This is a genomic window from Leptospira adleri, from assembly GCF_002811985.1.
Classification (GTDB): Bacteria; Spirochaetota; Leptospiria; order Leptospirales; family Leptospiraceae; genus Leptospira; species Leptospira adleri.
This window is the reverse complement of sequence record NZ_NPDU01000017.1, coordinates 35,446-60,903: the sequence shown is the minus strand read 5'-3', so window position 1 is coordinate 60,903 and position 25,458 is coordinate 35,446. Positions and strand designations below refer to the sequence as shown.

The following is a 25,458-nucleotide window of genomic DNA, read 5'->3' as shown; positions in this document are numbered from 1 at the left end:
TCGAGTTTTAAACCGCGTTCGACACATTCAATCCCTGCGACCAAACCGGTATTTTTAAACGCAGGACCGGTACTAAAAAAGTTTTTGTCGGATTCCAATTCTACCGATAGCGAGCGGCGGCCACAAATTAAAAATCCCCCGGAGGTCAGACTGAAAGCCCGATTCCGGAGGATTTATTTTAACCGAAGAAATCTGATTCTAAAATTCTTAGATCAAAAAGCTCTTCGTAAAAGCGACGAGTCGTTTCACAAAATTGGTGTAAGGCGGGTACATCAACTCGATCGAACTGAGCGGCGATTGATGAAGAACGGAACGCTCGTGCGAGAAGGCCTTGAATCCGAAAAATCCGTGATAACTTCCGTGACCCGAATGATTCACCCCTCCGAAAGGAAGATTCGGATTCACAAGATGAAGAATCACGTCGTTCACCGCAACTCCTCCGGAGGAAGTTTCTTTCAGAATTTTTTTGATCGAACGTCCCTTCTTTCCGAAGATATAGAGCGCGAGAGGTTTCGGTTTGGAATTGATCTTTTCGATCGCTTCGTCCAGATTCGTATAAGGAATCAGGGGAAGAACGGGTCCGAAGATTTCATCTTCCATAATATTAGAGTTTTCTGGTACGTTGCTGAGGATCGTAGGTTCGATATAATTCTGAGACGCGTCCGTGTCGCCCCCCATTTCTATCTTAGCTCCTTTTTCCACAGCCTCGTGGATATAACCGGAAACTCTGTTGAAGTTTCGATCGTTTACGATTCTGCAAAAATCGCGATTGTCCTTGAGAGCCTTTCCGTCTTTCGTATAAAACTCTTTTACGACGGCCTTTGCTTCGTCCACAAACGGTTTTACGAGATCGTTCGGAATCAGAAGATAATCCGGAGCCACGCAGGTTTGACCGGCGTTCAACACCTTTCCCCAGACTAGCTTTTTAGCGGCCTTTTTGATATCCGCACTTCTATCGATGATCGCCGGAGATTTTCCGCCTAACTCGAGAGTTACGGAAGTCAGATGTTTCGCAGCCGCGGTCATCACGATCTTGCCTACATGAGTGCTTCCCGTAAAAAAGATATGATCCAGAGGAAGCTCCATAAGTGCGCCTGAAACCTGATAATCGCCTTCGAACACGGCCACTTCTTCTTTCGGAAATACTTCTGAAACGATCTTCTGAACCAGATTCGAAGTCACCGGAGTAAATTCGGAAGGTTTGATGAGAACCGTATTCCCCGCGGCGATCGCTGCGGCAAGAGGAGCAAAGGTAAGATAGAACGGATAATTCCAAGGTCCGATGATCAAAACCACGCCTCGAGGTTCGTAAAGAATCTGACTCTTCGCTCCGAAAAGCGTCATCGGAGTTTTTACGCTCACCGGCTTCATCCATCTTCGAACGTGATGAATCGCGTCGTTGATCTCGGAAATCGTGGGCATAATTTCGGTGATATCGACTTCTCTTTCGCTCTTTTGAAAATCGGCGTTCACCGCCTTTTCGATTTCCGGAGTATATTTGATAATCGCGGCTTTGAGTTTTTTCAAACGCTGAATTCTCTCGTTCGCGTTGGTCAATTTCATGACTTTGTGAAAGTGCTGTTTCTGAAGTTTAAACACACGTTCAATTTCGGCCTTATCCACTGTGGGAAGGGATGGATTCGGGTTAGAATTCGGTTTTTTTACCGGAGATTCCTGTAAAGTTGGCATCGGAAGTAGCTCCTTAATCTTCTAGTTACAAAAGTATTCTTTAGGGAATAAGCCCGACCTGGGCGGCCTCATTCTATCATCGGGGAAACGGAAAGCAATTCTTTTTATCGCCCGTTTTTTGCCTCGTTCGAACAATAGACCGTTTGCAATCGCGGAATCGTTCCATCCATTGAAGCAGGTAATCCGAAGATCCTTTTTTATAAAACCACTCGTTTGAGGGAAAAGAAAACGAAAACAAAAGAATTGGGTTCCCATTAATGCGAAGTCGCGATTTCGGAAAAACCGGAGAAAGAACGGGTCCGTTCGAAACAACTTTCTTCCCTTGCGTTAGTCGTTCATTCACGGCCTGCGGAGTTGCAGGAATCGGGGAAAAGTCTGTAGTCAAAGGGAATTTCCCCGCGTCAAATTCAACCTAAGACTAAAGGTTGAATTATAAGAATCCGCTTTTTTCGGAATTCAGAATACGACGTAATAATCCGAAAGAGCAAAACCATGCGGACTTATAATTGAAAAAAAAGCGAAATAAATTTAGGAAATATTTTTCCAAGAATTCGATCGAAGAATTCTCGATGACTTGACAAGAAAAGAACGCGTCCGGAAGAATTAAAGATATGAGCCAGACTAAAGCATTAGAATTACATCACCACCAAGATCTCGGCTTTTACAGCAATCTCAAGGATCTCAATCACCCGGTACAAGAGAACGCTCCGATTCATTATAAATTTCACAATCTTACGGAAAACGTGGATACGATCATCAGCAGAACTTTGGATCGTTATCTGCTTCAACTCGATATTATATATATCAGGGATTCGGTTTTCTCCGCTTTGAGAGAAACGATCGCAAATTCAGTCAAAGCGAACATAAAAAGAATTTATTTCCGAGAACTCGAAGCCGACATACAAAATCCGGAAATCTATAAACAGAAAATTCTCGGTTTTAAGAAAAAGTATTTGGACAACAAGGAAAAATACGAAGAGATGCTTCTTCGCAACAACTTCGTCGTGCTCGTTTCCTTTATTCACAACAAGGATATGATTCGTATCCGAGTGATGAATAACGTCAAACTCAGTCCTACGGAAGTGGAGCGAATCAATCACAGAATCGAAAAGGCGAAACAATACAACGATCTCGCGGAAGCGTTTTTGGAAGCGGGAGACGAAACCGAAGGAGCCGGACTCGGCCTGATCATGTCCTTGATGATGCTCAAAAACGACGGACTCGCCGCTTCCTCTTATAAGATCGAAAGTCAGGGAAACAACACGAGTGTGATCATCGACATCCCTCTTAATATCAGCAAAGAGAATCTTCAGCTCCAAAAAACGGAGGATATCCTAAAGAATATCGACGGCCTTCCTACGTTTCCGAAATCGATCCAAGATATACAAGCGATGATCGAAAGGCCGAATTCTTCGATCAGTCAAATCGCCGAAGTCATCAAAAAGGACGTGGCTCTTTCCGCGAATATTCTAAAACTCGCAAACTCGGCCGCGTTTATCCGCGCGAACAAGGTGGAATCTCTGGACAGAGCGATTCAGCTCATCGGTTTAAAAGAACTCAATCAACTTCTATATTCGCTCGGAACAAAACAGATCCTGGAAGATAAGTTTCCGGCGTTTCTTACGATCTGGGATAAATCGAATCAGTGCGCGTTCTACTGCAAACTCATCGCGAACCGTATGGCTCTTCCGAAGGACACGATCAGTAATCTTATGTCCGCCGCGTTGTTACACGACATCGGCGAGATCATCCTTCTTTCACTGGAAGAAAGAACGATGAAGAGCATCGGAAAGATATCGGCTTCCAAAGAAATTGCGTCCGCGGTTTCCATGGAAGAAGCCGCATTAGGAATCACTCATACGAAAGTCGGCGCTCTCATCGCGGAAAAATGGAACTTCCCGGAAGTTTACGCAAAGGCTATGGAATATCATCACAGAGCCTTACTCGTCGACGAAGAATTCCAACCTTACGTATTTCCGATCTACTTGGCCGATATGATGATCAAGATCAACAACGAAGAAGCGAAATACAGCGAGATACCGGAGAAAATTCTTCAGTATTGCAAATTCAACACTTCGGGAGATTTTCATTCTTTCCGGACCAAATCTCTCGAAAGTTTCTTAGCAAGCACCCGATAAGAATTTTCTGCCGAGAAACCGCGACGAATGAAAACCGATTTTGTATACGATTTCGGTTCATTCTTTTATTGAATAAGAGTCCGAGTTTGGTCATTTAACGTTTCGTTTTTTCAATGTCGTTTTATACCTGTTCGCTTAACAAAATATACATTTCGGTCTATTGTTGTTCCGTCTCGCCTATGCGAGAATAAAACTCGTCGTGGCCTAGGCCGGAGGGTTTTATGAGAGGTTTTCCAAAAATGACGGGTTTGATTCTTTCGGGGATTCTCCTTTTGAGTTTCAACGCGTGCACGAACTCTCAGGATCCCAATCTGCTTTGGTTGTTGAGCGCGACGCAACCCACGCCTTCTCCCGCTCCGGACGGAGAGCAGCCGTTCAGCATCGTCATCAACGACGAGACCGCTCCGGTGGATTTTGTTTTCGATACCACAAAGACGGTAAACGTAAACATTCAGGTGTTAAGTCCGGATTCTCCCATCTCCGGAAGTCTAGTACAAATCTTTAATATAGATAATACCGCTCAGAAATCAATCTTTAGAGCCGTTACATCCGAAAACGGAGAAGTCAAAGGAAGTTTTACGATCGACGAAGCGACTCGAAAAGTCACCCTCAAGGTGGAGGCTTTCGGTCAACTCTACGAAGCGGAGATCGAGATCATCAATTCGTTTAGCATTTCGCGTAAAATCACGGTGATCATCAAGGGGAACAACGTTCTTCTTCCCGATACCGACGGAGACGGAATCGTCGACCGCGACGACACATATCCGAACGATCCTACCCGCGCGAGTACGTTCCGTTATCCGGCTAATGGCTATTATACGATCTCCTACGAAGACTTGTTCCCGAATCAGGGGGACGCGGACTTCAACGACTACAACGCGAGAGTGGTCTTCGAAGAGGACTGGAACGCAAAAGGAGAAGTTGCGAGAATTCGCGCCAAATACACTCACGTTGCGAAGGGCGCGGGATACAATCATACTCTCAACCTTACGATTCCCGGAGTTACCGCAGCTTCGTATTCCTTAACTCGTTACGCTTACGACGGAACTACCGTAGAAAATACTTTTTCAGGAAACGATACCAATATTCAGGCTCTCGAGATTCTTCCGAAATCGAACACTACGATTCCCTCCTCGAACACGTCTCGGTCCAACACCGTTTTTAAAATCGGGAAGTCGGCGAATTTGGAAATCATCTTACAAAGTGCGATCAATCGTGTGAGTTTAGGAGCGGCGCCGTATGATACGTTCTTGAAAGTCATCAATACGAATCAAGAGATTCACTTTCCGAGAAGACATTTCGATTCCAACGGAAAGGATCTTTATTTGGATTCCACCGGATTTCCTTGGGCGCTTTTGGTTCCAGGAAATTTTCTCTGGCCTTATGAAAGTACGGACGTTCGTAAATCGTATCCTTCTTTCAAACCCTGGTATGAATCGATGGGAAATCTGAATGCGGACTGGTATCTTTCACCGGTAATGTCCGAAGTTTTTCCTCCTTCGAACTGAACTCATTTCCCCGGGATTTTCTTCCCGGGGCATCTTTTTTTCTTTTCTTTCTTTCCATCGCGTGAGATGCTTCTAAGCTCGTATGCCCGATCTGAAAATGAAGAATCGAAAACTTCCGTCTTCCGTTCCTTTGGAATCGGGACTCTCCCCCAAATTCTTCCTCAATCTTTTAAGAGAGATCGCGCCTATCGTAGCGGTCGACGATAAACGTACCATTCTTTTTGCGAACGAATCCTTTCGCAAAGAGTTTGTGGGAAGTTCGAGAAGCGTTATCGGCAAAAATTTATTTCGAGTTTTCGGATTGAACCCGGTGGATCAGGAAGAAATGGATTCCAACATTCATCTTTCGAAAAGGGGAAAGGTTCAAAATCAGGAATTTAGAAAACAGAAAACTTACTACGGTTATTCGGTGTTTCGTTTCGGAGAAAGCATCGGTATCATTCTTAAAAACATCACCGAAAACAAACGTCTCGAAAAAAAGATCGCGAACCTTCACACAAAACTTCTTCAATCTCAAGAAGAGGAAAGAATCCGTCTTTCTCGCGAATTACACGACGGAGTCGGTCAGACGATTCTCGCGGCTAAACTCAACTTCCAAGCCTTCAACCGAAATCCGAAAATCTACGAAGCACAGTTTGATACGGGACTTCTTCTGATCGATAAGGCAAGTCAGGAACTCAGAGATATTTATACGAACCTACATCCTTCCACTCTTCGTGAAATCGGTTTGGAAGCCGCGATTCGCGCTCTGAGTTCGGATCTTTTTCCTCCGATGGACGTGGAATCGGAATTGGAACTCAACTTAAAACGCGAGCTTCAACCCACGGTCGCCAATCAGGTTTTCAGAATCGTACAGGAAATTTTTCAAAACGTGATCAAACATTCTCAGGCAAAAAAGATTTATCTCAAAATCCAAATCAAAGGAGGACAATTGTATCTGGACGCAAAGGACAACGGAATCGGATTTCAAGAAAGAAAAGTAAGAGCCCGCTCCTCTGGTTTTGGGCTTGAAAATATCAGAAGAAGAGTGGAAGATTTAAACGGTAAATTTAAGATTGATTCTTCCGCTGGAAAAGGGACTAAGTTTATCATTCGGATTCCTTTGGAAAAAAGCAAAAATACAACGACCAAAAAAATATGAAACCTCTAACAAAAATATTCTTAGTCGACGATCACGCCATCCTCAGAGAAGGACTCAAGATGATTCTTTCCGGACAACCGGGTTTGGAAATTTGCGGAGAATCCGGAGACGCCGAAAAAGCGCTGGATCAAATCGGAAAGCTGAGTCCGGATCTTGTCATCACCGATATTTCGATGCCGGGTCTAAGCGGAATCGACTTGGTAAAAAATCTAAGAAAACATTATCCGAACATCCGAACGATCATTCTTTCCCGCCACGATAATAAGGAATACGTTCAGAAATTACTCGAACTCGGAATCAACGGTTACGTTCTGAAGGACGACGCGGGGAACGATCTTCTGAGAGCGATCGAAGCGGTTCACAAAGGGGAAACGTATTTGAGTCCTGGGATTACCGCTCATTTTCTTTCCGGCTTTGTGGGATCGGGAAAACCGGGAGAAGACAATCAAGACGCGAAGAAAGCGTTCTCGGTTCTTTCGGATCGGGAAAGAGAAATCCTAAAATTGGTCGCGGAAGGAAACTCCAACGAATCGATCGGAAAAATTTTAAGAATTTCTCCTGCGACCGTGAAGGTTCACCGCGCGAACATCATGAAAAAATTAGATCTTCATAAAGTAGCCGACCTGGTGATGTACGCGATCCGCGCGGGGTTGATCGAGTCGTAATTCGTCGAAACGGACATTCTTCATTCGAAATTGTTAAGCGAAAACTTTGATCGAAACGGATCTTTCTCCATCCGATATTGATGAAATTCGAGAAAGCCTTTCGAAGATTCTCCGGTATCATTTTCGTTTCGATCCGCGAACGAATAGATTCCTAATTTTGAGTTCGACAAAATTTTATCGGAAATGAATTCAGATTCGATCTTAGAACAATACCCTTTTCTTCTCGATCTTCCGGATTTGATCTTGAAAGATTTGGATCTTCAGGTATTGCAGATTCCCACCCCAGAACAAAAGGAGAAAATCCGTTTCCTGGAGCAAAAAACGAATTCGTTTATCGTCCTTTACAAAAAAAAATGCGAACCCAAGGGAAAACATCTGTGTAAAACGATTCGTTCCGCAGAACTTGGATCGGACCAATGGAAATCAATCTCTCAACTGGAAGAAGAGATACAAAAAGAAACCGAATCGATCCTAGTTGCGTATCATAGGCCCGTACTTTTTTTTGAACCGAATCGGTTCTGATTTTCCTCTACCGATTCTTCGATTCTTTTCCGATCCGTTTTCAAATTTCCCGGAAACTCCTTTTTCTTTATCCCCCATCAAAAATTGATGAAAATTCCCGCTTTCTATGAGGTTGATAAGGGTATCTCGTTTTGGATCCCATCCGTTTTTTAGTCAAGCACCTGAGTGCTCCGCAGCGAACATCTGAGGAGCGGACATAGCCCGGAACTTTTAGTATATTCTTACAAAGATAAAATAAGGAAGAATCGACGAAGACCATGAAAACCCTCATCCAAGAATATCTCCAAAGAAACGTTCAAATTTTCAAATGGAAAGGCCCGGCCTGGCTCTGGTTTCTGGCCTTCTTCGTAGCGATCATCGCGTTAGGCGCCGTTTCCTACGGAATCCTGGAGTTTCTATTCACATTTACGGAAAAATACTCCCACTATTTCTTTTTCCCCGTTTTCGGGTTGATCACGATTCTCTTTGTTTCCATTTTTTCCGCGATCCTTTACGTGATATTTCCGAGTTATAAGCAGTTTTTTATATTTACTCTGATCGTCTCTTCGATTTGTTTCGCGGTGAATTCCTACGTGCTCAATCACGAAGTGTTCACGCCTTTTACGGAAAGGACGGTATGGGCTTTGTGGATCGCATTTTCGCTGTTAGCCGTTTCTCTTTTTATGGATCGTGTTCCTGAGTCGATTCTTCCTTTTTTTCAACCCATTCTCGTATTGGGAGCTTTTATGTCGCTGGCGTTCGTTTTAGTTTTGGCGCCGTTGATGCTCTTTAGTTGGGCTCTTGTTTGGATGGCCGGTTTGGGTTTTCTTCCCTACGGTCCTTTATTTTCGATGATCGCCTTTTTACATGCAATCTTCCTAATACATTCCAAACTGGAAAACGGCAAAAAGAAAATTTCTCTCGTTCTCATAACGGCTTCCGTTTTCCTTCTTCTCGGTTATTCTTCCTATTATTTTATCCAATGGAATCACACGGATGACATTCTCACAAAGCCGGAAGCGTTGCAGGGACACAATCGAATCGACGCCGACTTACCGGAGTGGATTCAGAAAGCAGGAAGACTGCGGGTCAACCATGTTACTGAAATGGTCTTACAACCCGATCGCAGATCTCAGATGGGTTTGTTTGCTTCGCAGAGTCAGTTCGATCCGCTCGCCTATTTCGCTTCGCAAGGTTTTCTTTCCTTGTTCCAAACGAGACAAGGATCCAGAATCACTCCCGAAGACTCCGGAAGAATTCTGCATCTTCTTTTCGGAAGATCGCACGCACATCTGGAACGTCTTTGGAGAGGAAATTCCCTGATCACGACGGATATGGATTCTCACGTGCAGGTTTATCCGGAGCTCAGAGTCTCTTACACCGAGACTACGATTTCGATCTATAACGAAAATTCTTCTTCCGATCGGCCCTTTCTTCGTTTCGGATCGATGTTCGCGACGCCGGAAGAAGCGATCTATACGATCACGGTTCCACCCGGGAGTATCTGTACCAAACTTTCGCTTTGGATAAACGGAGAGGAAAGACCGGCAAAACTTACGTTTAAATCAAAGGCGCGTAACGCGTACGAGACGATCGTAGGTAGGGAAAGAAGAGATCCTTCTTACGTGGAATGGTTGGACGGGAACAGACTTCGTCTTCGTGTTTTCCCGGTGAATCCGGAAGACTATCGTATGGTAAGAATCGGAATCGTATCACCTTTAGAATCGAAAGACGGTAAACTGAACTACGAACGAATTCGGATCGAAGGCCCGGTCTCCGATTTTGCGGATCAAAAAGTGAACGTGGATCTTTTTACTTCGGAGAAGATCGATCTTGATTCTTCCGGGATTTCTCTGAAAGAAAAGGTAGTTTCCGATTCTCAGGTGCGTCAGTGGACGGGCAGCGGCGGTTTTTTAAGTTGGTCCTTTTCCTTTCCGGAAACCGCGGCGAAAGGAAACGTTTCCGCCGGTGGTATGTCATACAACGTGCTCCCGCTACGTACCGAGTCTCGTTCTTACCGACCGGAGGGAATCGTAGTCATTCTGAACAAAGCCTATTCCCGCTCCGAATGGAAAGCGCTGATTCGGAATTTGTACGAGTTCAAAGTCCCGATCACGATTCTTACGAACGAATGGTTTCAAACAAAAGATTCCGATAAGGCGATGCGTTATCTGGAAGAATGCGAAATTCCCGCCTTCAATCTTTTTCCACTGCACTTAAACGAAATCCTATCGAACCGAAATATCGGCGAAAATCTTCTCTGGGTGGTCGCCGGAGAGAATCAATCGATTCCGTTCGGAGAACTTCGGGGTTCTGAAAGATTCGTGAACATGCAACGTGCCGCCAATCGTCGAAGTGAAATCCCCAAGATCGCGATCGTCAACGGAAGGAAATCAGAATACTTAGCAAGCCTATTCGATCTGGATCAAATCCTTCCGATCGCGGGAAGTGAAGCCGAACTTTTCGACATTCTCAAAAACCAGAAAATTTCGGTACCGATCCAGAACGAAGAATCGCTTTCTCTACCTTATGCGAAGCTCACTCTCGAGAAATCTAAACTAACGGGCGTTAAACGACCTGGCGCGGATCTTTTGATACGAATGGCCATCCAGAGAAAAATAATGCGGCAACTCGGGAAACGATTCTTTGACCGGGATCTGGACAATCAGGATCTAGTGAAACTGGCCCAGGACGCGATGGTAGTTTCTCCCGTTTCCACTCTGATCGTGCTCGAAAGCGAAGAAGACTACAATCGTTTTGGAATCAAGTCGCAGCCATCCACTCTTGGCCAAAGCAAATTGGAAGCGCCGGGGACGGTACCCGAACCCGGGGAATGGATTCTGATTTTTTGCATCCTGTTCGGTATGTTTATCTATTTTCGATTTCAAAGAAGACATTCCTTTTTTTGAATGTTTTTTAAGAAGTCGCTGAACGTCGTGTCCGGGAATGGTCGAACAATTCTTCCGTTACTCGCGCTGATCGCGATCTGCGTTCTTCCTATGTGCTTTATTGGGAAGGACTTGTTGAGTCTTCGTTCGGCGTTTGAGTTGTATCCGCTTCTATTCCTGCCGCTCTTCCTTCGCAAAGACAAGGATCGGGCCAACGCCTTATTCTTTTTACCGGGAATCGCCTTTGTAATCGCGGGAATCTTTTATCAGAGATCTAGTCTTATCTGGATCGGATCCTTTTGGAACTTTCTCGCGATCCTAAACGAAAGCGGAATCCGTTTTGCTTGGCCCGCGCCGTTCTTCGTATTTGCCATCCCTCCGATCACCGGATTCGGATCTCTTTTCCTGGGATTTCAACTTCGTTTGCTCGTTACAAAATGGAGCGCTTTGGTATTGCGTCTTTTGGATCCGTCCAGCTCGGCGCTTGGGAATCAAATTTTTTACAACGGCGCTTTGTTTACGGTGGATCGTGCTTGCGAGGGAATGAAGATGGGACTCGCGTCCCTTCTCATCGCGGCCGCCTTTTTTCTCAGATCCGATCGCAAAGGAGCGACTTTGATCGCGATACTCGCGCTTCCACTCTGGTTTTTTTCAAATTGGATTCGGGTTTGTTCATTAGTTCTTTTTAATATTCCCGCTTCGTCCTGGAGGCACGAGTTTGTGGGAACCGTTTTTTTTATCTGCGGCGTCGTAGTTCCCTTGAGCGCGATCTCTTCTTTTTTTCCAGATCCTCTTCGAAAGAATTCGTCTTCATCCTTCGAATTCGATTTAAGACTTCCGTCTAAAATCGCGCTGTGGATTCTTCCCCTTTTGACGATCGCGTTTTTTACGCGGAATTTTTACGTGGCATCGAAAGCGCATTCGTGGCCTTCCAAAATTCTATCCTTCACGTTGGAACCGGAATCTATTTTGAGCGATTCAAGAATCGCCGTTTATCGTTCCGATAAAAATTATCTGATTCTGAAACGCGATCTGTTCACGATCGGGACTGGGCACGATCCGAGAATTTGTTTCGAAGCGGTCGGTTTTTCTTTCGTGGAACAGGGGGGAGAAGACGGAGTTCAGAAGGCTCGGTTAAAAAGTCCGTCCGGCGAAGAACCGATCCTTCTGTGGTGGTATTCCGTTTCCAAAAAACCTTACGCTGAGGAATTTAAAGGAGATAAAACCACGGCCCCTCGAAGAGCGTCTTCGAATTTGGACTGGCGTTGGAGACGCTTTCAAGGAGCGGACGTGATTCAGTGGAATCTCTACGGACCGGATGAAAAGGAACTCCGTAGAATTTTAGAATCGCTTTCCAATCCTCCGGATCGATCATAGACGACGTCGCTTCTCTTAACGATTTTATTAAGCGAAACTAGTTAATAAGACATGCTTTCAAACCAAGGTTCGTTCTGCGAAACCGCCCCCTTGTCCTTCCTTTACCGATCCCAATCGACACAAAACGTTCCGGTCGCGAAATGGTCCTTACCGCCCATACACGCGATCTTCGGCTCGCAGGATTGAATCAACGTACTGATATGATTGATTGCAAACTCATCGGTTGAATTTCCGCAGGGAGTCGCAAGCAAACTTCCTTCACAAAACTCGATATCCTTTTTGAGATAAAAGGCGCTATTCTTCGGAAATAAGGATCCGAGCGCTTCGGTTCCAGCGATTAAAATCGCGGATATTAAATCCGGACGTTTCGGCTCGACGGGTGGGGAAGAATCGATCGGAAAACAGTAAGCTGCCTTCCATTGAATGATGTTTGTCTTTCGATCTTCAAAATCGCTGTTGCCTATCAGTTGCGGGCCGTCGATTCCATAACATCGGCATACTAAGAAAAGAATGAGGGTTATCGGGTAAAGAATCATTTTCATACAATAATTCTAATAAGAAATCCAAAATAAGACGAACCGTTTTTGCAATTTTTTAACGGAGCTCCAAGAGCGCGGCCCGTTCATCAAAATAAGAATATTAGAATTATAGTATTTTTTAATTTTCTAAAAGAATCGGATTTTTACCGGACAGCGCTTGGGTTCAAAAGTTATCAAAAAACGAACTTGTAAAAAAAGGTCCGATCCATCAAAAAAAAGTTCAACAAATCGAAAATGAAACGAAAAAGCACAACGGTCCTCTCATTGCCGAACGCAAACTAATTTTTTAGTCGCGTTACAAGGATCCGAGAAGCCGCCCGAGTTGATCGCATTCGCGCTCGTCACCGCTCCGGCTCCGAATTCGCCGGTAGAACCTCCGGTTCCATCCGCCCAATTATTGCAGGTATCGCCCGGGCTGATCGTCCAGTCAAATGCAAGGCCGGTCCACCACAGGTTTGCCGCGCTCAAATCCAAAAAGGAAGCGATCGGAAACAAGGCGATCCCGGCCGAGTTCGTGGTAAACACCTTCACCGGGTTTGTCGTCGTGCCTCGGTAATAGTCTCGATTTGCAAGAAGAACCCAATTCGAATTCTCGGCGATGTTTGTACAGTTAGCCGTGGCATTACAGGCTCTGCGGATCGGCGCCACGTTAGACACGATTAAAGCCTTATAATCGCTCCCGGTTCCGGGCAAAGTGGTAAAGTTTGCGTTTTTTTCCGTACTACAGATAGAATCCGCGCCGGTTACCGTTCCCCCGCTCAATTGTCCGGAATAGGTTCCCACGGTCACAAAAAGATATTTAAAGGCCAAATTCGGATCACTCGGAGGATTGGAAGGATTTTGGGAAACACTGCTCGAATTCAAAAGAGCCAAAAACAAGGCGCCTGAATTCAAATCGGGGAACGGGGCAGAACAGCGCAGAAAGAAAAACAGAAATACAATACATTCCGATTTTATAATTTTTTTAAAATTCATTTCCGATAATTTAATCTCTTTCCGAAGGATAGAACTCACTACAGCTCCTTTCGAAAGCTGATTTCGATTCTTCCTAACGTTAGAATCGGGCTGGCCTGTGAAGTCGGATAGTTCCATCTTGTATTACTTTCCGGTTTCGATTCTATCAGAACGGTTGTGGAATGAAAAGAACGTTTTTCAAGCCATACGTTCAAACCGTAACTCAAAAGGGCTATTACGCCTATGCTCACCTGATTATTTTGATGTCGATCGTATTCTTTTTTATCTTCTTCCCTCTGATGAAGGAAAAAATAACCGATGGGAAGCGGAGAGGTCAAAGCAACTAACGTCAAGAAGGCGGGATCATTCGTTCCGGCGTGAGAGAGCGCATTTCCGGCGTTTCTTTCCGCGTTACCCGCAACCGCAAGTGCGCCGAACCAAAGAAATACCAAGGACGCTCTGCCGTATTCCTTTCTTTCCAACGGAAGCAAACCCGGAATCCAAACCTTCCACGGAGAATTCCCCGTAAGCGCCCTTTTTTTTTCGGCTTCCACGACACTTTTCGGACGATCTTGTTCCACAAGGAAGGCGGACCACTGACTCCAAGAGGAAGGTTTTCCGAAACGGTTGAGCGCGCTAATACGAAATTCATATTCTCCGGCGGGAATCTTGAATTCCAGACTATTAACGGTTACCTTCTCCTCCATTGCGAGAATGTCCTCGATGGTTTTTTTCCTGATTTCGATTTTGTAACCGTTGTTTCCTTTTACTTCGTTCCATTCTATGTAATACAAGTATTTCTTGTCTTCTGAATATACGGAAGTGCTAATGCAGATACAAAACAAAACAAGAAGATTTGCCCAAAATGATCTCAATCTTTTATTCCTCTTTTTTCCCGCTGGCTTTCGCTTCAGGAGCAGCCAAGTCTTCTCTCAATTCGATTTTGAAATCCGTTCGGACTTGATTGGATTCGTTTCCTTCCTGGCTCAAGGACCAGGAGAATCTTCCCACGTCCAACACGCTTAAATCCGTCAAACGAAAGGATTCTCCGCTTACGTTCCTTTTCAAAATCGATTCTCCGTTCGCACCGTATAAGTTTAGACTCCATTTTTGTTCACGCGAAGCGGAACTGTGTTTCCATCGAAATACGATCGAATTCCGTCCGGTCATATCGACGAGCTTTCCCTTGTTTGGATAAAGCAAGGAGGGAAGAATTGAAACGTCCTTAGGAGTTTGAATTTCCTTCTTTTTCCCGTTCGATTCTCCGTTTTGTGCGATCTCCGTTTTCGTTTCGGACGCCGTCTCCGCCGCGGTCTGCTCTTTTTGTCCGGTCCCGTTTTTCTCGACTTGAAAGGATCTCGCTTCCGAAATCGATTCGGTTCCGGGTAGATTTGAAAACGACCTCACCCTCCAGTGATATCTTCCTGCGGAAAGAGGAATCGAAATTGAAGTCTTAAAAACGGTCAATTGTCTGAGTCCGTTTTTAAAATCGGAGGATTCGGAAATTTCAAGTATATATCCGGTCGCCAAACGCGAGGGCTTCCAACGAAAGGATTGAAGAGCGCTATTTCCTTCTAGCAAAGTATTTTTTAATGGGAAAAGAAGAGTGACCGGAGGATTAGGAAGAACTCGAAATTTACGAGTCGTCGAATTCTTTTTTCTATCCGAAGACAAAATTCTCCAGTAATAAATTCCTTCGGGAAGAGTCGCCTCCGCGGATTCTCCTTTGATTTCTTTTTTAAGAATGAGAGGAGTAAAACTGCGGTTGAGAGAAATCTCCAATAGACCGGAATTAAACGTCCCTTTCGAATTCCAACGAAACCCGATCTTCGCTTCTCCGGTTTCCGGAAAAATTCGATGATTGTCTTGTGGTTCCAAAAGTTCCCATTCGTCTCGAACGTCGATAAAAGAATCCTCGGTAACTTTCGACTTTTCCCCCTCTTTGAAAGTTACTGTCTCCTTGTTCGAACGGATCCACAGCAGATCTCCCTTTGCGGGTTCGATTAAATTTTCGTTCCCGTCTTCTCCACGCGTTATGCGAAACAGACTAGGCCCGTCGGTCGACTTAATCGTAGTTTTTCCGGATGACAAAGTCACGGGCTTTGCGGATTGGACTCGGACCGAACCTTCCTCGAGCTCCAGCAATTCCTCTTTGTCTTTTAAGTTGATCACGATCATGGATCTCGGATCGAGTTCGAATTTTGTTCCCGACGTCAGAGTGACGACGGCCTCAGACAATTCGTCGGTTCTTACGGAATCGTGATTGAAGATCGGAAAATTCTGTTCCACGTCCTGCCAGATCATACGATCAGAAAATTTTCTCTGGGCGGTTCTATATTTAAAAGTAATGTTTCCGACAGTCTCCTTTCTTCCTTCTCCGAAGTCCGCAGCGCCCTCTCTCCAAAAAAGAAAAAGGGAACCGAAAAATACGAGCAGAGACAACGCCCCGACTTGGATTTCCTTTCTGAATTTAGAATAAAGTTTCATGCCAAAGACCGGGAAGGAGATTCAGGATCCGGTATTCCGCATAACGTGCGCAGTTCTTCGAGGGACTTCGGACAATCCTGATCCTCTTTCCAACCTAACACGGCGTATATGCTCTGAGGTTTTTCTTTTCCTCGAATCCAAACGGGTGGAAGTTCCACGAATTGAAAATGATCCTTTGCCTGAAGATACGTGCTCTCGGAAATCAGAATGTCCGTCCCGAACTCCTTGTTCAAGTATTCGATTCTAGACGCGAGATTGACCGTGTCTCCGATGACCGTGAACTCGAGTTTTTTTTCGGAACCGATCTGACCCACGATCACCGGACCGGAATTGATTCCACAGCCGAATCTCGTGAACGGACGGCCGATATCTTGACCTTGCCGATTGAACTCGATCAGAGCTCTTCGCATTAACAAGGCCGCGTTGATCGCATTCTTAGGTTCGTTACCGTCGTGAACGAGCGCGCCCCAGTGAGCCATAACCGCGTCTCCGATAAACTTATCCACGATCCCTTGCGTGAGATAAATACATTCCACCATCTCGGTAAAATACTGATTCAAAAATTCCACGACCTCTTCCGGTTTCATTTTTTCGGACATTCCCGTGAAGTTGCGTAGATCGGAGAAGAATACCGTGACTTCTCGGTTTTCGCCGCCCAACTTGAGATCGGACGACAACGCCCTTTCCGCGATTTCCTTATTGACGAACTTACCGAAAGTGTTTTTGATTTTTTCCCGTTCCTCAAGCCCTCTCGCCATTCGTAAGAATGAGTTGGTAAGAACTCCGACTTCGTCGTGCGTCGTGGGTCTTATGTCGACCGAGTAGTTTCCCTGTTCCACCTTGCGCGTCGCTAAAAGAAGCTGAATGATCGGGATCGTAAGAGATCTGGAGAAAACAAAAACCACAAGGAACGCGATCGATAAGACCGAGATCATGATCAGAAGATTCTGTCTTCTGATCTTATAAACGGCTTCGAAAGCGAGATCGGCATCTAACGTGGAAATGATGCCGAGACCTCCCACATCCAACTGCTGATAAGAACCTAAAACTTCCCTTCCTTCAAAATCGAATCTCTGCGAGCCGTTATCGGACGGGCTTCGAAGCATGGTTTCCACGAGAGGATGTTTTTTATAGTCCTTTCCCGATATCGCTTCCTTATCGTTAGAATGAGCGATTAGGTTTCCGGAAGAATCCACCACGAGCATCTGAAAAAAATCGGTCTGACGAACCGCAAGAAAGGAATCCAAAAACTCCGTCGCCGAGAAAACCAAACCCGAGATTTCGTTTCCGCTCGAAACAGGAAGAAGCACAGCGACGGCGGGAAAGCCGAACTCCGAAGAAACATTCAATACTTCTAATGTTCCCGAAAGACGAGAAGACGCCTTTTCCAAAGCGGATTTCAGAGCCTCGGGATCGGGGACTCCGGAAACGGAATTGTTTTTCAGGAATTTAAGATTCCAAAAAAGCGAGCTAATCTCTCGAACGGACTCTCCCGGCTTTGATTTAAAACGAACGTAAGCTACCGCATTCGAGTTAACGCGAAAGAACTTTTCGGATTCGACGGGACGAAAGTCTTGGATCTTCAAGGTCGCTTCCTTGAGCCTTCCGCTCAGTTGAAGTCCGGTGAGCCTCGCAAGAGAAAGGTTGTATTCCTGGATGAGAATTTCGCTGTATTTCCGAAAGAAGTAAGTGGCCATCGTAATCATAAGACTCATGCTGATCATAATGATTGCGGAGACGATCGAAAGCAATTTCACCCGGATGGTAAATCGAGAAGGCCTGAAAGGTTCCGCCTCCCGATTATAAGAATGGACCGCGTGCGGATGCTTTAGAAAATCATGATATTTTAATTCTAGCTCCTTAGCAAGCCCGTGCCTCGTCCAGACCAGACAAGCCGAAGGTTGAGGGCGATTTTTAAGAAAATTGAAAAATTTTTCGGAAGATTCTCCGATTCCGGACAGGATTCGATCGCTGTCGCCCGAAGAAATGGAAAAGCCGCCGTGTTTCAGATCTCTTACGAGTCTCATAAAATCATTGGACTTTTTGAGAGATTCCGCCTCTTTGGAAGGTAGACAAAAAACGATCTCCCGAATTCCGAGAGCGAGCTTTTCGGAAATCAGACTTCGGATTAATAAATCGGGGTCCTCCGAATCGGAATGAAGATTCGGAAGCTCTTCCCAGCGGATTTTTTTATTGGATCTTCTAAAGAAACGATCAAGCAGCCTGGACATCCCTTCCCTGTTCTCCTTAATTCTGGAGTAGATTGAAGATGTTTTTTATCCTGTCATCCTAAAATCTCGATTTTACGGAGAAGACATAGTTACCAAAACTCTTTTTGACCGCGAATCGACACACCTAAGTCAAAGTTCTAAGAAGAATTCTTTTTATTTTTTCTTGACCGACTCCCATTCCTTTCGGGCTTTTTCAATCCAACCGGGGATATCCTTCTCCCATAAAACTTGAACGTCGCGATCGTAGTTGAGATAAAGTTTTCCGTCGACGATCTTCCATTGTTTCGGATCGATAGAAACCTTTTCTCCGAATGCAACACCGTAAGCGCAGTAACCGCCGAACTGCGGCGCGAACCGCTCGGGATGTTCTCGAAATAATTTTAGATTCTCCGCCGAAGAAAATCTCCAATCCGCGTCCATCCAGCGAAGCTGGAATTCTTTTTTACCTTCAATCGGTTTTCCTAATGTAAAATAGGCGACCGGATCGTAGCCGTTGATCGCGAGATCCTTCCAAAAAGTTTTGTTGATCGGGGACGCCTCCAGAGAAATTCCTAATAATAAAATCAGGATAAACGGATTTTTTTTCATCGATGCCCTGCCTCGCTTTCAAAATTCGGAAGTCGTTTTAAAATGTTACACCGAACTTCAATAAACCGATTTGGCCTTGCATGCTGAAGTTTTCTCTGAAAACTGATCCTATGGATTGGAATCACTTACTTACCCCGTTTTCAAAAGATTTCTTTTTGGAATTGGGGACTTCCGCCGGGATTTTTATCTTTGTCTTACTTTTCGGCTACGTGATCGGAGATAGAATCGTCCCCAGACTCTCGGGGATTCTTTTTCAAAATAAAATTCAGAGTTCACATCCTCTCTACAAAGCGGGAAGAAGAATCGTTCGGCTTCTTTTTTTCCTGCTCGCGTCCTATCTTTTTCTGCGCTTTCTAAAACTTTCGGAGAACGTCGGCGATTTTCTATTTTTGTCCTTTAGGATCGCCGCAATCATACTGCTCACATTCTCTTTGGTGCGTTTGTTCTCCGCGGTTTTTGAAACCTATTCGGAAATGACGGAAGGACTTCTTTCATCTGCCTCGATCATAAGCAACGTGATACGAATCACGTTATTCGCCATTGGGGTTCTTCTGATTCTTCAATCCCTCGGAATTTCCGTCGCGCCGATCCTGGGAGCGCTCGGAGTCGGAGGTCTTGCGGTAGCATTGGGTTTGCAGCCGACCTTATCGAATCTGTTTTCCGGTTTGAGTATCCTTATGGGAAAACAACTCAAAAAAGGAGACTACGTTCGTTTACAAGGAGACGGCTTGGAAGGTTACGTGCAGGATATCACGTGGAGATCCACGACGATCCGAAGATTCAACAACAGCACTATCATTGTCCCCAATTCGGTGATGTCTTCTTCCGTATTTACCAACTTCGACCTTCCTTCCAAAGAATTATCGATCACGATCGAATCGGGCGTTGCATATCGAAGCGATTTGGAAAAGGTGGAATCGATCGCGGTAGAAACCGCCAAAGAAGTGTTGAAACAATTTTATAAAACCGGAACCGATAAGGAAGTCTCTTTCACCTATCAACGATTTGGCGAGAATTCGATCGATTTTAAAATAACGCTTCCTTCTTTTGAATTTACGGATCAGTTCACCATCAAACACGAATATATAAAACGGATCCATTCCCGATTTCAAAAAGAAGGGATCGAACTCCGATTTCAGACTAAAAAGGAAATTTAACCCGAACCTGACGAAAGAATTCGGATTCCATTGTCAATCGAAACTCTTTCGGATCATTTGGATCGAAAAAAATAAAATAAGGTTTTGGGACGCGCTGTAAATTTTTCCGCACCGATTCAACGAAATGCCCGACTCGATTTTTAAAAAAGCGTTCTTTTATTGGAATGTCCTAAGCATCGACATCGTTTTAGGGGCTCTCGCGTCCGCTTACTTCGCATCGACAATTTTGGAAACTACGATGCGAACGGCGTTTTGGCTGATTCTACCGGCGGCTGTTTGGGTAATCTACACCGCCGATCACCTTTTTGACGGATGGAAACTCGGAGAAAAAAGCGTAAACGAAAGACATAAATTTCATTATAATAATATAATATTCTTAAGTATCACGACCGGTCTCATTTCGATCCTGTGTTTCACACTGTCGATCTTATTTTTAAGGGACTGGATCGTAACCGCGGGATTGATTCTCGGGATCTTCGTCTTTTTCCACGTAGTTCTTTCCTATCTGCGGTTAAATTTTTTCTGGAAAGAATGTTCCGTATCGATTCTCTATTCGGCGGGAATCTGGTTTGGTCCGATTCTTCTAGCGTCGAAACCAAAAATCGAAATCGTGATCCCTTTTTGCCTTTTTCTTCTCACCGCCCTCTGCAACTCGTTTATGAATTCTTATATGGAAAGAGAACTCGATCAAAAAGAAAACGTAACGTCCATCCTAAGACAGATTTCGCCGCGGGCCCTCAAACGGTCGGTCTATCTCCTTGCGTTTTTGGGTTTGAGTCTGAACCTTATTTGGATCGAAAAAAATCCGAAGTTCATTCCGGAATTCTTATATTATTGTTTCGGATATTCGATTCCGGCATGGATCGTTTATCGCGAGAATTTTTTTCAAAAAAATCAATTCTATAGAATTTTAGGAGAAGGCTACTTCATCCTTTCCTTATTTCCGGTCATCGTTCGGAAATGGGTTCTTCCATTCTGACCGCGCTCGCGGGAGGAATTCTTAAAATCCATCTTAGAATCTCGTAAAACTTGATATATCTTAGAATCGGATTCAACCAACCGGTCGTAATACAGAAATAAGTGTCGTACGGCGCCGTATGATGAATCTTGTGATGTTCAGGACCGAGAATCATTTTATATTTTTGTAATATTCTTACGACGGCGGCGGGAGAATCCTGATGAGCCCATTTGTGGATCTGATTGGTCGCAAAAATTCCCCAAAGAAGAAAAAACCAGAACAACGCAAAGAGCGAACTTACAGTCCCGGCCGATTCCCAGAAAAAAACGTAATAGATCAAGATCGGAAGCGATACGAGACAATTGTTCCCGTTGGTTTCTATAAAATCGTGTCTTGTGATTCCCTTCGGATCCACGTGATGATCGCGAAAAGGAAAGATAAAACCCGGACCCAAGATCGGAGTCTTTTCGGATCCGATACTATCCCCTAAAAAATGAACCAAACCGGAAACAAAATCGGCGCCGATCCATGACGTCAAAATTACGAGAGGCAGAGTCCAGAACAACCAAACGTGTTCCTTGAAGTCAGAGGAAAACAAAAGTGCAAGTTGATAACCGAGAAAGATCGAAAGAAATATAAAAGATAGAAGTCCAAGAATTTCAAATATTCTATGAACGCTGAGATCTGGTTTTGAAATCGGGTTTAATTCTGTATTCATATCGTTCCTAAGAGTATTCTTATCATACTTATCGATTCAAGCGAGATTTTTTTAGCCGTGAAATTACGGGATCTTAAAAAAATGAAACTTTACAGAACGAGAGATCGTTCGATTCTTCATCCAAAAGAATCATGAGTCCTCTTTCGTTTAACACTCCCGGTCTTCTCTTTCCCGCGATCTCGCTTCTGATGCTCGCTTATACGAATCGGTTTTTGGGATTAGCAACTCTCGCAAGACAATTGATCGCAAAGTTTCAGGAAAAAAAAGATCCCGATCTTCTTTCGCAAATTAGAAACCTTCGTTTTCGTCTCTCGCTCATTCGTCACACGCAGAGTATGGGGATTCTGAGTCTTATTTCCTGCACTTCCTGTCTTACCGTTTTAGCGTTTGATCTTCAGGAAACCGCTTGGTTTCTTTTCGGAACGGCTCTTTTGTTTCTCGTAGCTTCGCTTTGCATCTGTTTGGTGGAGATTCATCTTTCAGTCAGAGCCTTGGATATAGAAATCCACACTCTCGATAAAACGGATTGAAGAATTAGGTTTCTCTTTAGACGAAGATCCTCTTTCAAACCGGAATCGCGTCTTTTCATTCTAAAATTCCGTTTCGTATAAGAAGAATTCTTGAATCGAATCGCTTTACCCTAAAAGATCGCCTTTTATAAGGAAATTTTAATGCGAAGATCGGAATCGAATCTTCGTTCGGAGACAAAGAGGGATTCAATGAGCGAGACGTTTTACAAAGACAAAGTTGTGTGGATCACGGGGGCTTCTTCGGGAATCGGAGAAGAACTCGTCAAAGAAGCCGCGAAACGCGGAGCAAAGATCGTCCTTTCCGCGAGAAGACTCAAAGAACTCGAAAGAGTCAAAAAAGAATGCGGACTTACTAAAACGAACAGCCTTGTTCTTCCCTTAGATTTAGAAGATTATAAAAAACTAAAGAACGTTCCTAAAAAAGCGATCGACCAATTTGGAAGGATCGACGTTCTGATCAACAACGGCGGAATCAGTCAACGTTCCTTTACTTATGAAACTTCGATCGAAACCTATGAAAAACTCATGGATGTAAATTACTTCGGGAACATCGCGCTTTCTCTCGCGGTCCTTCCGTTTATGAGAAAACAGAAATCGGGAACGATCTCCTCCATCTCCAGCGTAGCAGGTCTTTTCGGAGTTCCTCTTCGAAGCGGATACAGCGCGAGCAAGGCGGCCCTCACCGGTTTTTACGAAGCGCTTCGCGCGGAAAACGGGAAAGAAGGCGTAAAAGTCACTCTCGTTTATCCCGGATTTATAAAGACGCAGATATCGAACAACGCGCTCAAGGGCGACGGCACCAAACAAGGAAAAATGGACTCCGTGATAAACCAAGGTATAGCGGCAGACGTGTGTGCGAAAAAAATCCTGGACGCGATCGCCGATGAAAAGAACGAAATCATCATCGCGGGCTTTCGCGAAAACTTCGCGGCGTTCTTACACAAATTTTTGCCCGGAATTTTTGCGAAGTCGATCGCAAACGCAAAAGTTACCTGAGAATTTCTTCCGAGGAAACATGAAACGAATTTTCAGTATATCCGTTTTGATTCTTCTTTTCGGCTTCGCGTATCTGATTTGGAATCCGATGCCGGTACTAAAGTTCGTCCTAAAAAACACGAACGTGATGAATCTGATCCGAAAGGATTCTCCGCTTCCGACAAAGGAAATAACGGAGCGTCACTCCGTGGAAATCGTCGAAGTCGAAGGTGCGAAAGGGATTTGGCTGGATAAGAAGAATTCCGCAAACGGAGTTCTCATTTATCTTCACGGGGGAGCTTATATCAAAGGACCTTTTGCGGCTCAGTGGAAATATGTTTCCAGAATGATTCAAAAGACTTCGACGGCTGCGTTTGTCGTGGATTACGGTATGCCTCCGAATTCTCCTTTTCCGAAAGGATTGAACGGAGTTGTAAGTTTGATCGAAACTCTGCAGGATCGCAAGTCGCTTCCCAATCGTTGGTTCTTGTTAGGCGACAGCGCAGGCGGAGGCCTTGCGGTCGCCGTCGCTTATCAATTGAGAGAGAGGCGGAGAACTCTTCCGAGAGGTTTGATTCTCATGTCGCCTTGGTTGGATCTTAGTATGGAGAATCCGGATTCGCTTCTGACGGCGAAAGACGATCCGATGTTGACGAAAGAATTCTTAATCCAATCCGCGAAGGAGTACGCTCCGGGCAAAGACCTCAAAGATCCTCTTCTTTCTCCCGTTTACGGAAACGTGAAGGGCCTTCCACCGATTCTTCTTCAGATCGGAACCTCGGAAATATTCTTGGCGGACAATCGCAAGTTTTACGAAAGTTGTAAGAACAACGGAGTTGAAATTCAATACGAGGAATATCCGGAAGCATTTCACGTTTTTATGATGCTCAATGTCCTGAAGGAAGCGAGAAAAGCCGTTCGCTCCCAGATCGATTTTATTGAAAAAACCAAATCGAATCCTTTGTGAAAGCGGAACGTTTTCAAAGAAGAATTCGATTCTCAGGATAGAAATTCTAAAATACAAACGATGGAAGACCCATGGCAAAAAACTATGTTCGGTTTAGCAAAAAGAATCGGATCCAATGGGGATCGATCTCAAACGAAAAGATACAATCCTTGGAATGCGGAGATCTTAGCACCGCGGAATTTTTGGAATTCGTAAAGAAGAAGAAAAAATTCTCCCCTAAAAAAACGGTTTCGATCTCGGAAGTCGAAATTCTTTCTCCTATCACCGCTCCGTGTCAGATCCTCTGTCAAGGAGCGAACTACCGTCAACATCTGATCGAATCCGGACTCGATCCGGACGATAAGAATTACAATCTATTCTTCACTAAGTCGGACGCTTCGCTTTCCTCTCCGATCGGCGAAATCGTCCGCCCTTCCCACGTGAAACTTTTGGACTACGAGATCGAACTGGGGATCGTGTTCGGAAAAGGATTCGATTCTTCTTTGGATCCGAGATCCGAAAATTTAGAAGATTACGTAGCCGCTTTTTTTATGGCGAACGACGTCTCTGCGAGAGACGTTCAACTTCCGCAGCTTCAATGGTATAAAGGGAAATCGTATAGAACTTTTTTTCCGGCCGGGCCTTATCTTTCCGTTTTGGATCCGGGAGACTTTGCGTTATACGAAACGTTGGAGTTGAGTTTATCGGTGAACGGAGAGGTCAGACAAAAGGACAAGGCTTCCAATCTCGTCTTCAAACCCTTGGAAACCATTTTAGAACTATCAAAGTTTAGTAATATTCTTCCGGGCGACGTGCTCCTCACCGGAACTCCTTCGGGTTGCGCCCTCCGAGCGCCGGGAAAGTTGGTGCAGGCTCTCGGCGGATTTCTTTCGGAAAAGAAAAAGTGGGAACTCTTCGTCAAAGCCCAGAAAAAAAGAAGACAGTATCTCAAAGAGGCAGACGTCGTCCGCTCCACGATCCGAACCGCGGACGGAAGAATCGATTTGGGAGAACAGAACTTGCGCGTGGTTTCGGAAGAACATTAGACGAAATCCATTTAGGACCGACCGCACGGAACTTTTAATCCGGAAAGGTCCATCCGTTTTTGATCCGGATTTGTTTGTCGGAACAAGTTGTCGCGGATTTTCATGGGAAAGAAGGAGTTCCCGCAGACTTCTCTTTCAAATCAGCTCCCCCGAAAACGAAAGCACGTGAGAGTTCCCACGTTTTTTGTCTCGAACGAAAGAACCTCCGACCTCCACAACCCGCAAGCGACACGGAGTAGCCCGGCGCTTTCCTTTCTACGGTTCGTTCATCGGTTATGCCAAGCTCGCGACGCGAGGTAAGTGCGGGAACTCCCTCGAAATTTCGGTTTCAGGCTGGATCACAAGCGGATCGGCCCTTCTGCGTTTCGAGAGAATTCGGAGATCCGACCCGTTTGGATAGCAGGTCGGATTGTGAGCGAAGT

21 protein-coding genes are annotated in these 25,458 nt (G+C 44.9%); 13 read left to right on the top strand and 8 right to left on the bottom strand.

What is annotated here, in order from left to right:
• Positions 1-207: 207 nt before the first annotated feature.
• Complete coding sequence (locus CH376_RS08550) at positions 208-1,689, bottom strand: aldehyde dehydrogenase family protein (RefSeq protein ID WP_100785004.1); 1,482 nt, start codon at positions 1,687-1,689, stop codon at positions 208-210.
• A 611-nt stretch (positions 1,690-2,300) separates the two neighbouring features.
• Here CH376_RS08550 and CH376_RS08540 point away from each other — a divergent pair.
• The 7 genes from CH376_RS08540 to xrtN all read left to right on the top strand — a co-directional run bounded on the left by CH376_RS08540 (position 2,301) and on the right by xrtN (position 11,907).
• On the top strand, positions 2,301-3,827 hold the full coding sequence (locus CH376_RS08540) for an HDOD domain-containing protein (protein WP_100785002.1): 1,527 nt from the start codon (positions 2,301-2,303) through the stop codon (positions 3,825-3,827).
• Between the two features lie 221 nt (positions 3,828-4,048).
• Complete coding sequence (locus CH376_RS08535) at positions 4,049-5,335, top strand: LruC domain-containing protein (RefSeq protein ID WP_100785001.1); 1,287 nt, start codon at positions 4,049-4,051, stop codon at positions 5,333-5,335.
• Positions 5,336-5,417: 82 nt separating this feature from the next.
• A complete protein-coding gene (locus CH376_RS08530; RefSeq protein ID WP_100785000.1) occupies positions 5,418-6,476 on the top strand; it encodes a sensor histidine kinase in 1,059 nt (352 codons plus the stop codon).
• Complete coding sequence (locus CH376_RS08525; RefSeq protein WP_069608271.1) at positions 6,473-7,141, top strand: response regulator; 669 nt, start codon at positions 6,473-6,475, stop codon at positions 7,139-7,141. Before CH376_RS08530 ends, CH376_RS08525 begins: the two co-directional genes overlap by 4 nt.
• 183 nt (positions 7,142-7,324) lie before the next feature.
• A complete protein-coding gene (locus CH376_RS08520) occupies positions 7,325-7,663 on the top strand; it encodes a hypothetical protein (protein ID WP_100784999.1) in 339 nt (112 codons plus the stop codon).
• Positions 7,664-7,920: 257 nt separating this feature from the next.
• Complete coding sequence (locus tag CH376_RS08515) at positions 7,921-10,551, top strand: XrtN system VIT domain-containing protein (protein ID WP_100784998.1); 2,631 nt, start codon at positions 7,921-7,923, stop codon at positions 10,549-10,551.
• A complete protein-coding gene (xrtN, locus tag CH376_RS08510) occupies positions 10,552-11,907 on the top strand; it encodes an exosortase N (RefSeq protein WP_100784997.1) in 1,356 nt (451 codons plus the stop codon).
• Positions 11,908-12,008: 101 nt separating this feature from the next.
• On the opposite strand, the gene CH376_RS08505 is transcribed toward xrtN, so the two are convergent.
• From CH376_RS08505 to CH376_RS08480, 6 genes are all read right to left on the bottom strand, one after another.
• Positions 12,009-12,449: a hypothetical protein gene (locus CH376_RS08505; protein WP_100784996.1), complete on the bottom strand. Its 441-nt coding sequence runs from the start codon at positions 12,447-12,449 to the stop codon at positions 12,009-12,011.
• A gap of 258 nt (positions 12,450-12,707) precedes the next feature.
• Positions 12,708-13,460, bottom strand: coding sequence for a DUF1554 domain-containing protein (locus CH376_RS08500; RefSeq protein WP_420843538.1), 753 nt, complete (start codon positions 13,458-13,460; stop codon positions 12,708-12,710).
• The gene (locus tag CH376_RS08495; RefSeq protein ID WP_100784995.1) at positions 13,460-14,275 is read right to left on the bottom strand and encodes a fibronectin type III domain-containing protein; all 816 of its coding nucleotides are present in this window, start codon (positions 14,273-14,275) and stop codon (positions 13,460-13,462) included. The genes CH376_RS08500 and CH376_RS08495 overlap by 1 nt, the downstream gene beginning before the upstream one ends.
• Before the next feature lie 4 nt (positions 14,276-14,279).
• Entirely contained in the window at positions 14,280-15,887 is a 1,608-nt protein-coding gene (locus CH376_RS08490) for a hypothetical protein (protein WP_100784994.1), read from the bottom strand.
• Positions 15,884-18,118, bottom strand: coding sequence for an adenylate/guanylate cyclase domain-containing protein (locus CH376_RS08485; RefSeq protein WP_100784993.1), 2,235 nt, complete (start codon positions 18,116-18,118; stop codon positions 15,884-15,886). Before CH376_RS08485 ends, CH376_RS08490 begins: the two co-directional genes overlap by 4 nt.
• A gap of 153 nt (positions 18,119-18,271) precedes the next feature.
• Positions 18,272-18,706: a YHS domain-containing (seleno)protein gene (locus CH376_RS08480; protein ID WP_100784992.1), complete on the bottom strand. Its 435-nt coding sequence runs from the start codon at positions 18,704-18,706 to the stop codon at positions 18,272-18,274.
• 110 nt (positions 18,707-18,816) lie between these two features.
• Between CH376_RS08480 and CH376_RS08475 the strand changes: the two genes are divergently transcribed.
• On the top strand, positions 18,817-19,863 hold the full coding sequence (locus CH376_RS08475) for a mechanosensitive ion channel family protein (protein WP_100785045.1): 1,047 nt from the start codon (positions 18,817-18,819) through the stop codon (positions 19,861-19,863).
• A gap of 136 nt (positions 19,864-19,999) precedes the next feature.
• Positions 20,000-20,842, top strand: a complete 843-nt coding sequence (locus tag CH376_RS08470; RefSeq protein ID WP_207767167.1) for an LA_0991 family prenyltransferase-like protein — start codon at positions 20,000-20,002, stop codon at positions 20,840-20,842.
• Here CH376_RS08470 and CH376_RS08465 read toward each other — a convergent pair.
• Positions 20,811-21,539: a fatty acid desaturase CarF family protein gene (locus tag CH376_RS08465; RefSeq protein ID WP_100784990.1), complete on the bottom strand. Its 729-nt coding sequence runs from the start codon at positions 21,537-21,539 to the stop codon at positions 20,811-20,813. The two genes, CH376_RS08470 and CH376_RS08465, sit on opposite strands and share 32 nt — an antisense overlap.
• Positions 21,540-21,670: 131 nt before the next feature.
• On the opposite strand from CH376_RS08465, the gene CH376_RS08460 reads away from it, so the two are divergent.
• The 4 genes from CH376_RS08460 to CH376_RS08445 all read left to right on the top strand — a co-directional run bounded on the left by CH376_RS08460 (position 21,671) and on the right by CH376_RS08445 (position 25,036).
• On the top strand, positions 21,671-22,069 hold the full coding sequence (locus CH376_RS08460) for a DUF2721 domain-containing protein (protein ID WP_100784989.1): 399 nt from the start codon (positions 21,671-21,673) through the stop codon (positions 22,067-22,069).
• A gap of 189 nt (positions 22,070-22,258) precedes the next feature.
• On the top strand, positions 22,259-23,065 hold the full coding sequence (locus CH376_RS08455; RefSeq protein ID WP_100785044.1) for an SDR family oxidoreductase: 807 nt from the start codon (positions 22,259-22,261) through the stop codon (positions 23,063-23,065).
• 19 nt (positions 23,066-23,084) lie between these two features.
• Positions 23,085-24,011 (top strand): alpha/beta hydrolase, encoded by a 927-nt coding sequence (locus tag CH376_RS08450; protein ID WP_165781720.1) that lies wholly within the window; start codon positions 23,085-23,087, stop codon positions 24,009-24,011.
• A gap of 71 nt (positions 24,012-24,082) precedes the next feature.
• Positions 24,083-25,036: a fumarylacetoacetate hydrolase family protein gene (locus tag CH376_RS08445; protein WP_100784987.1), complete on the top strand. Its 954-nt coding sequence runs from the start codon at positions 24,083-24,085 to the stop codon at positions 25,034-25,036.
• Positions 25,037-25,458: the final 422 nt, after the last annotated feature.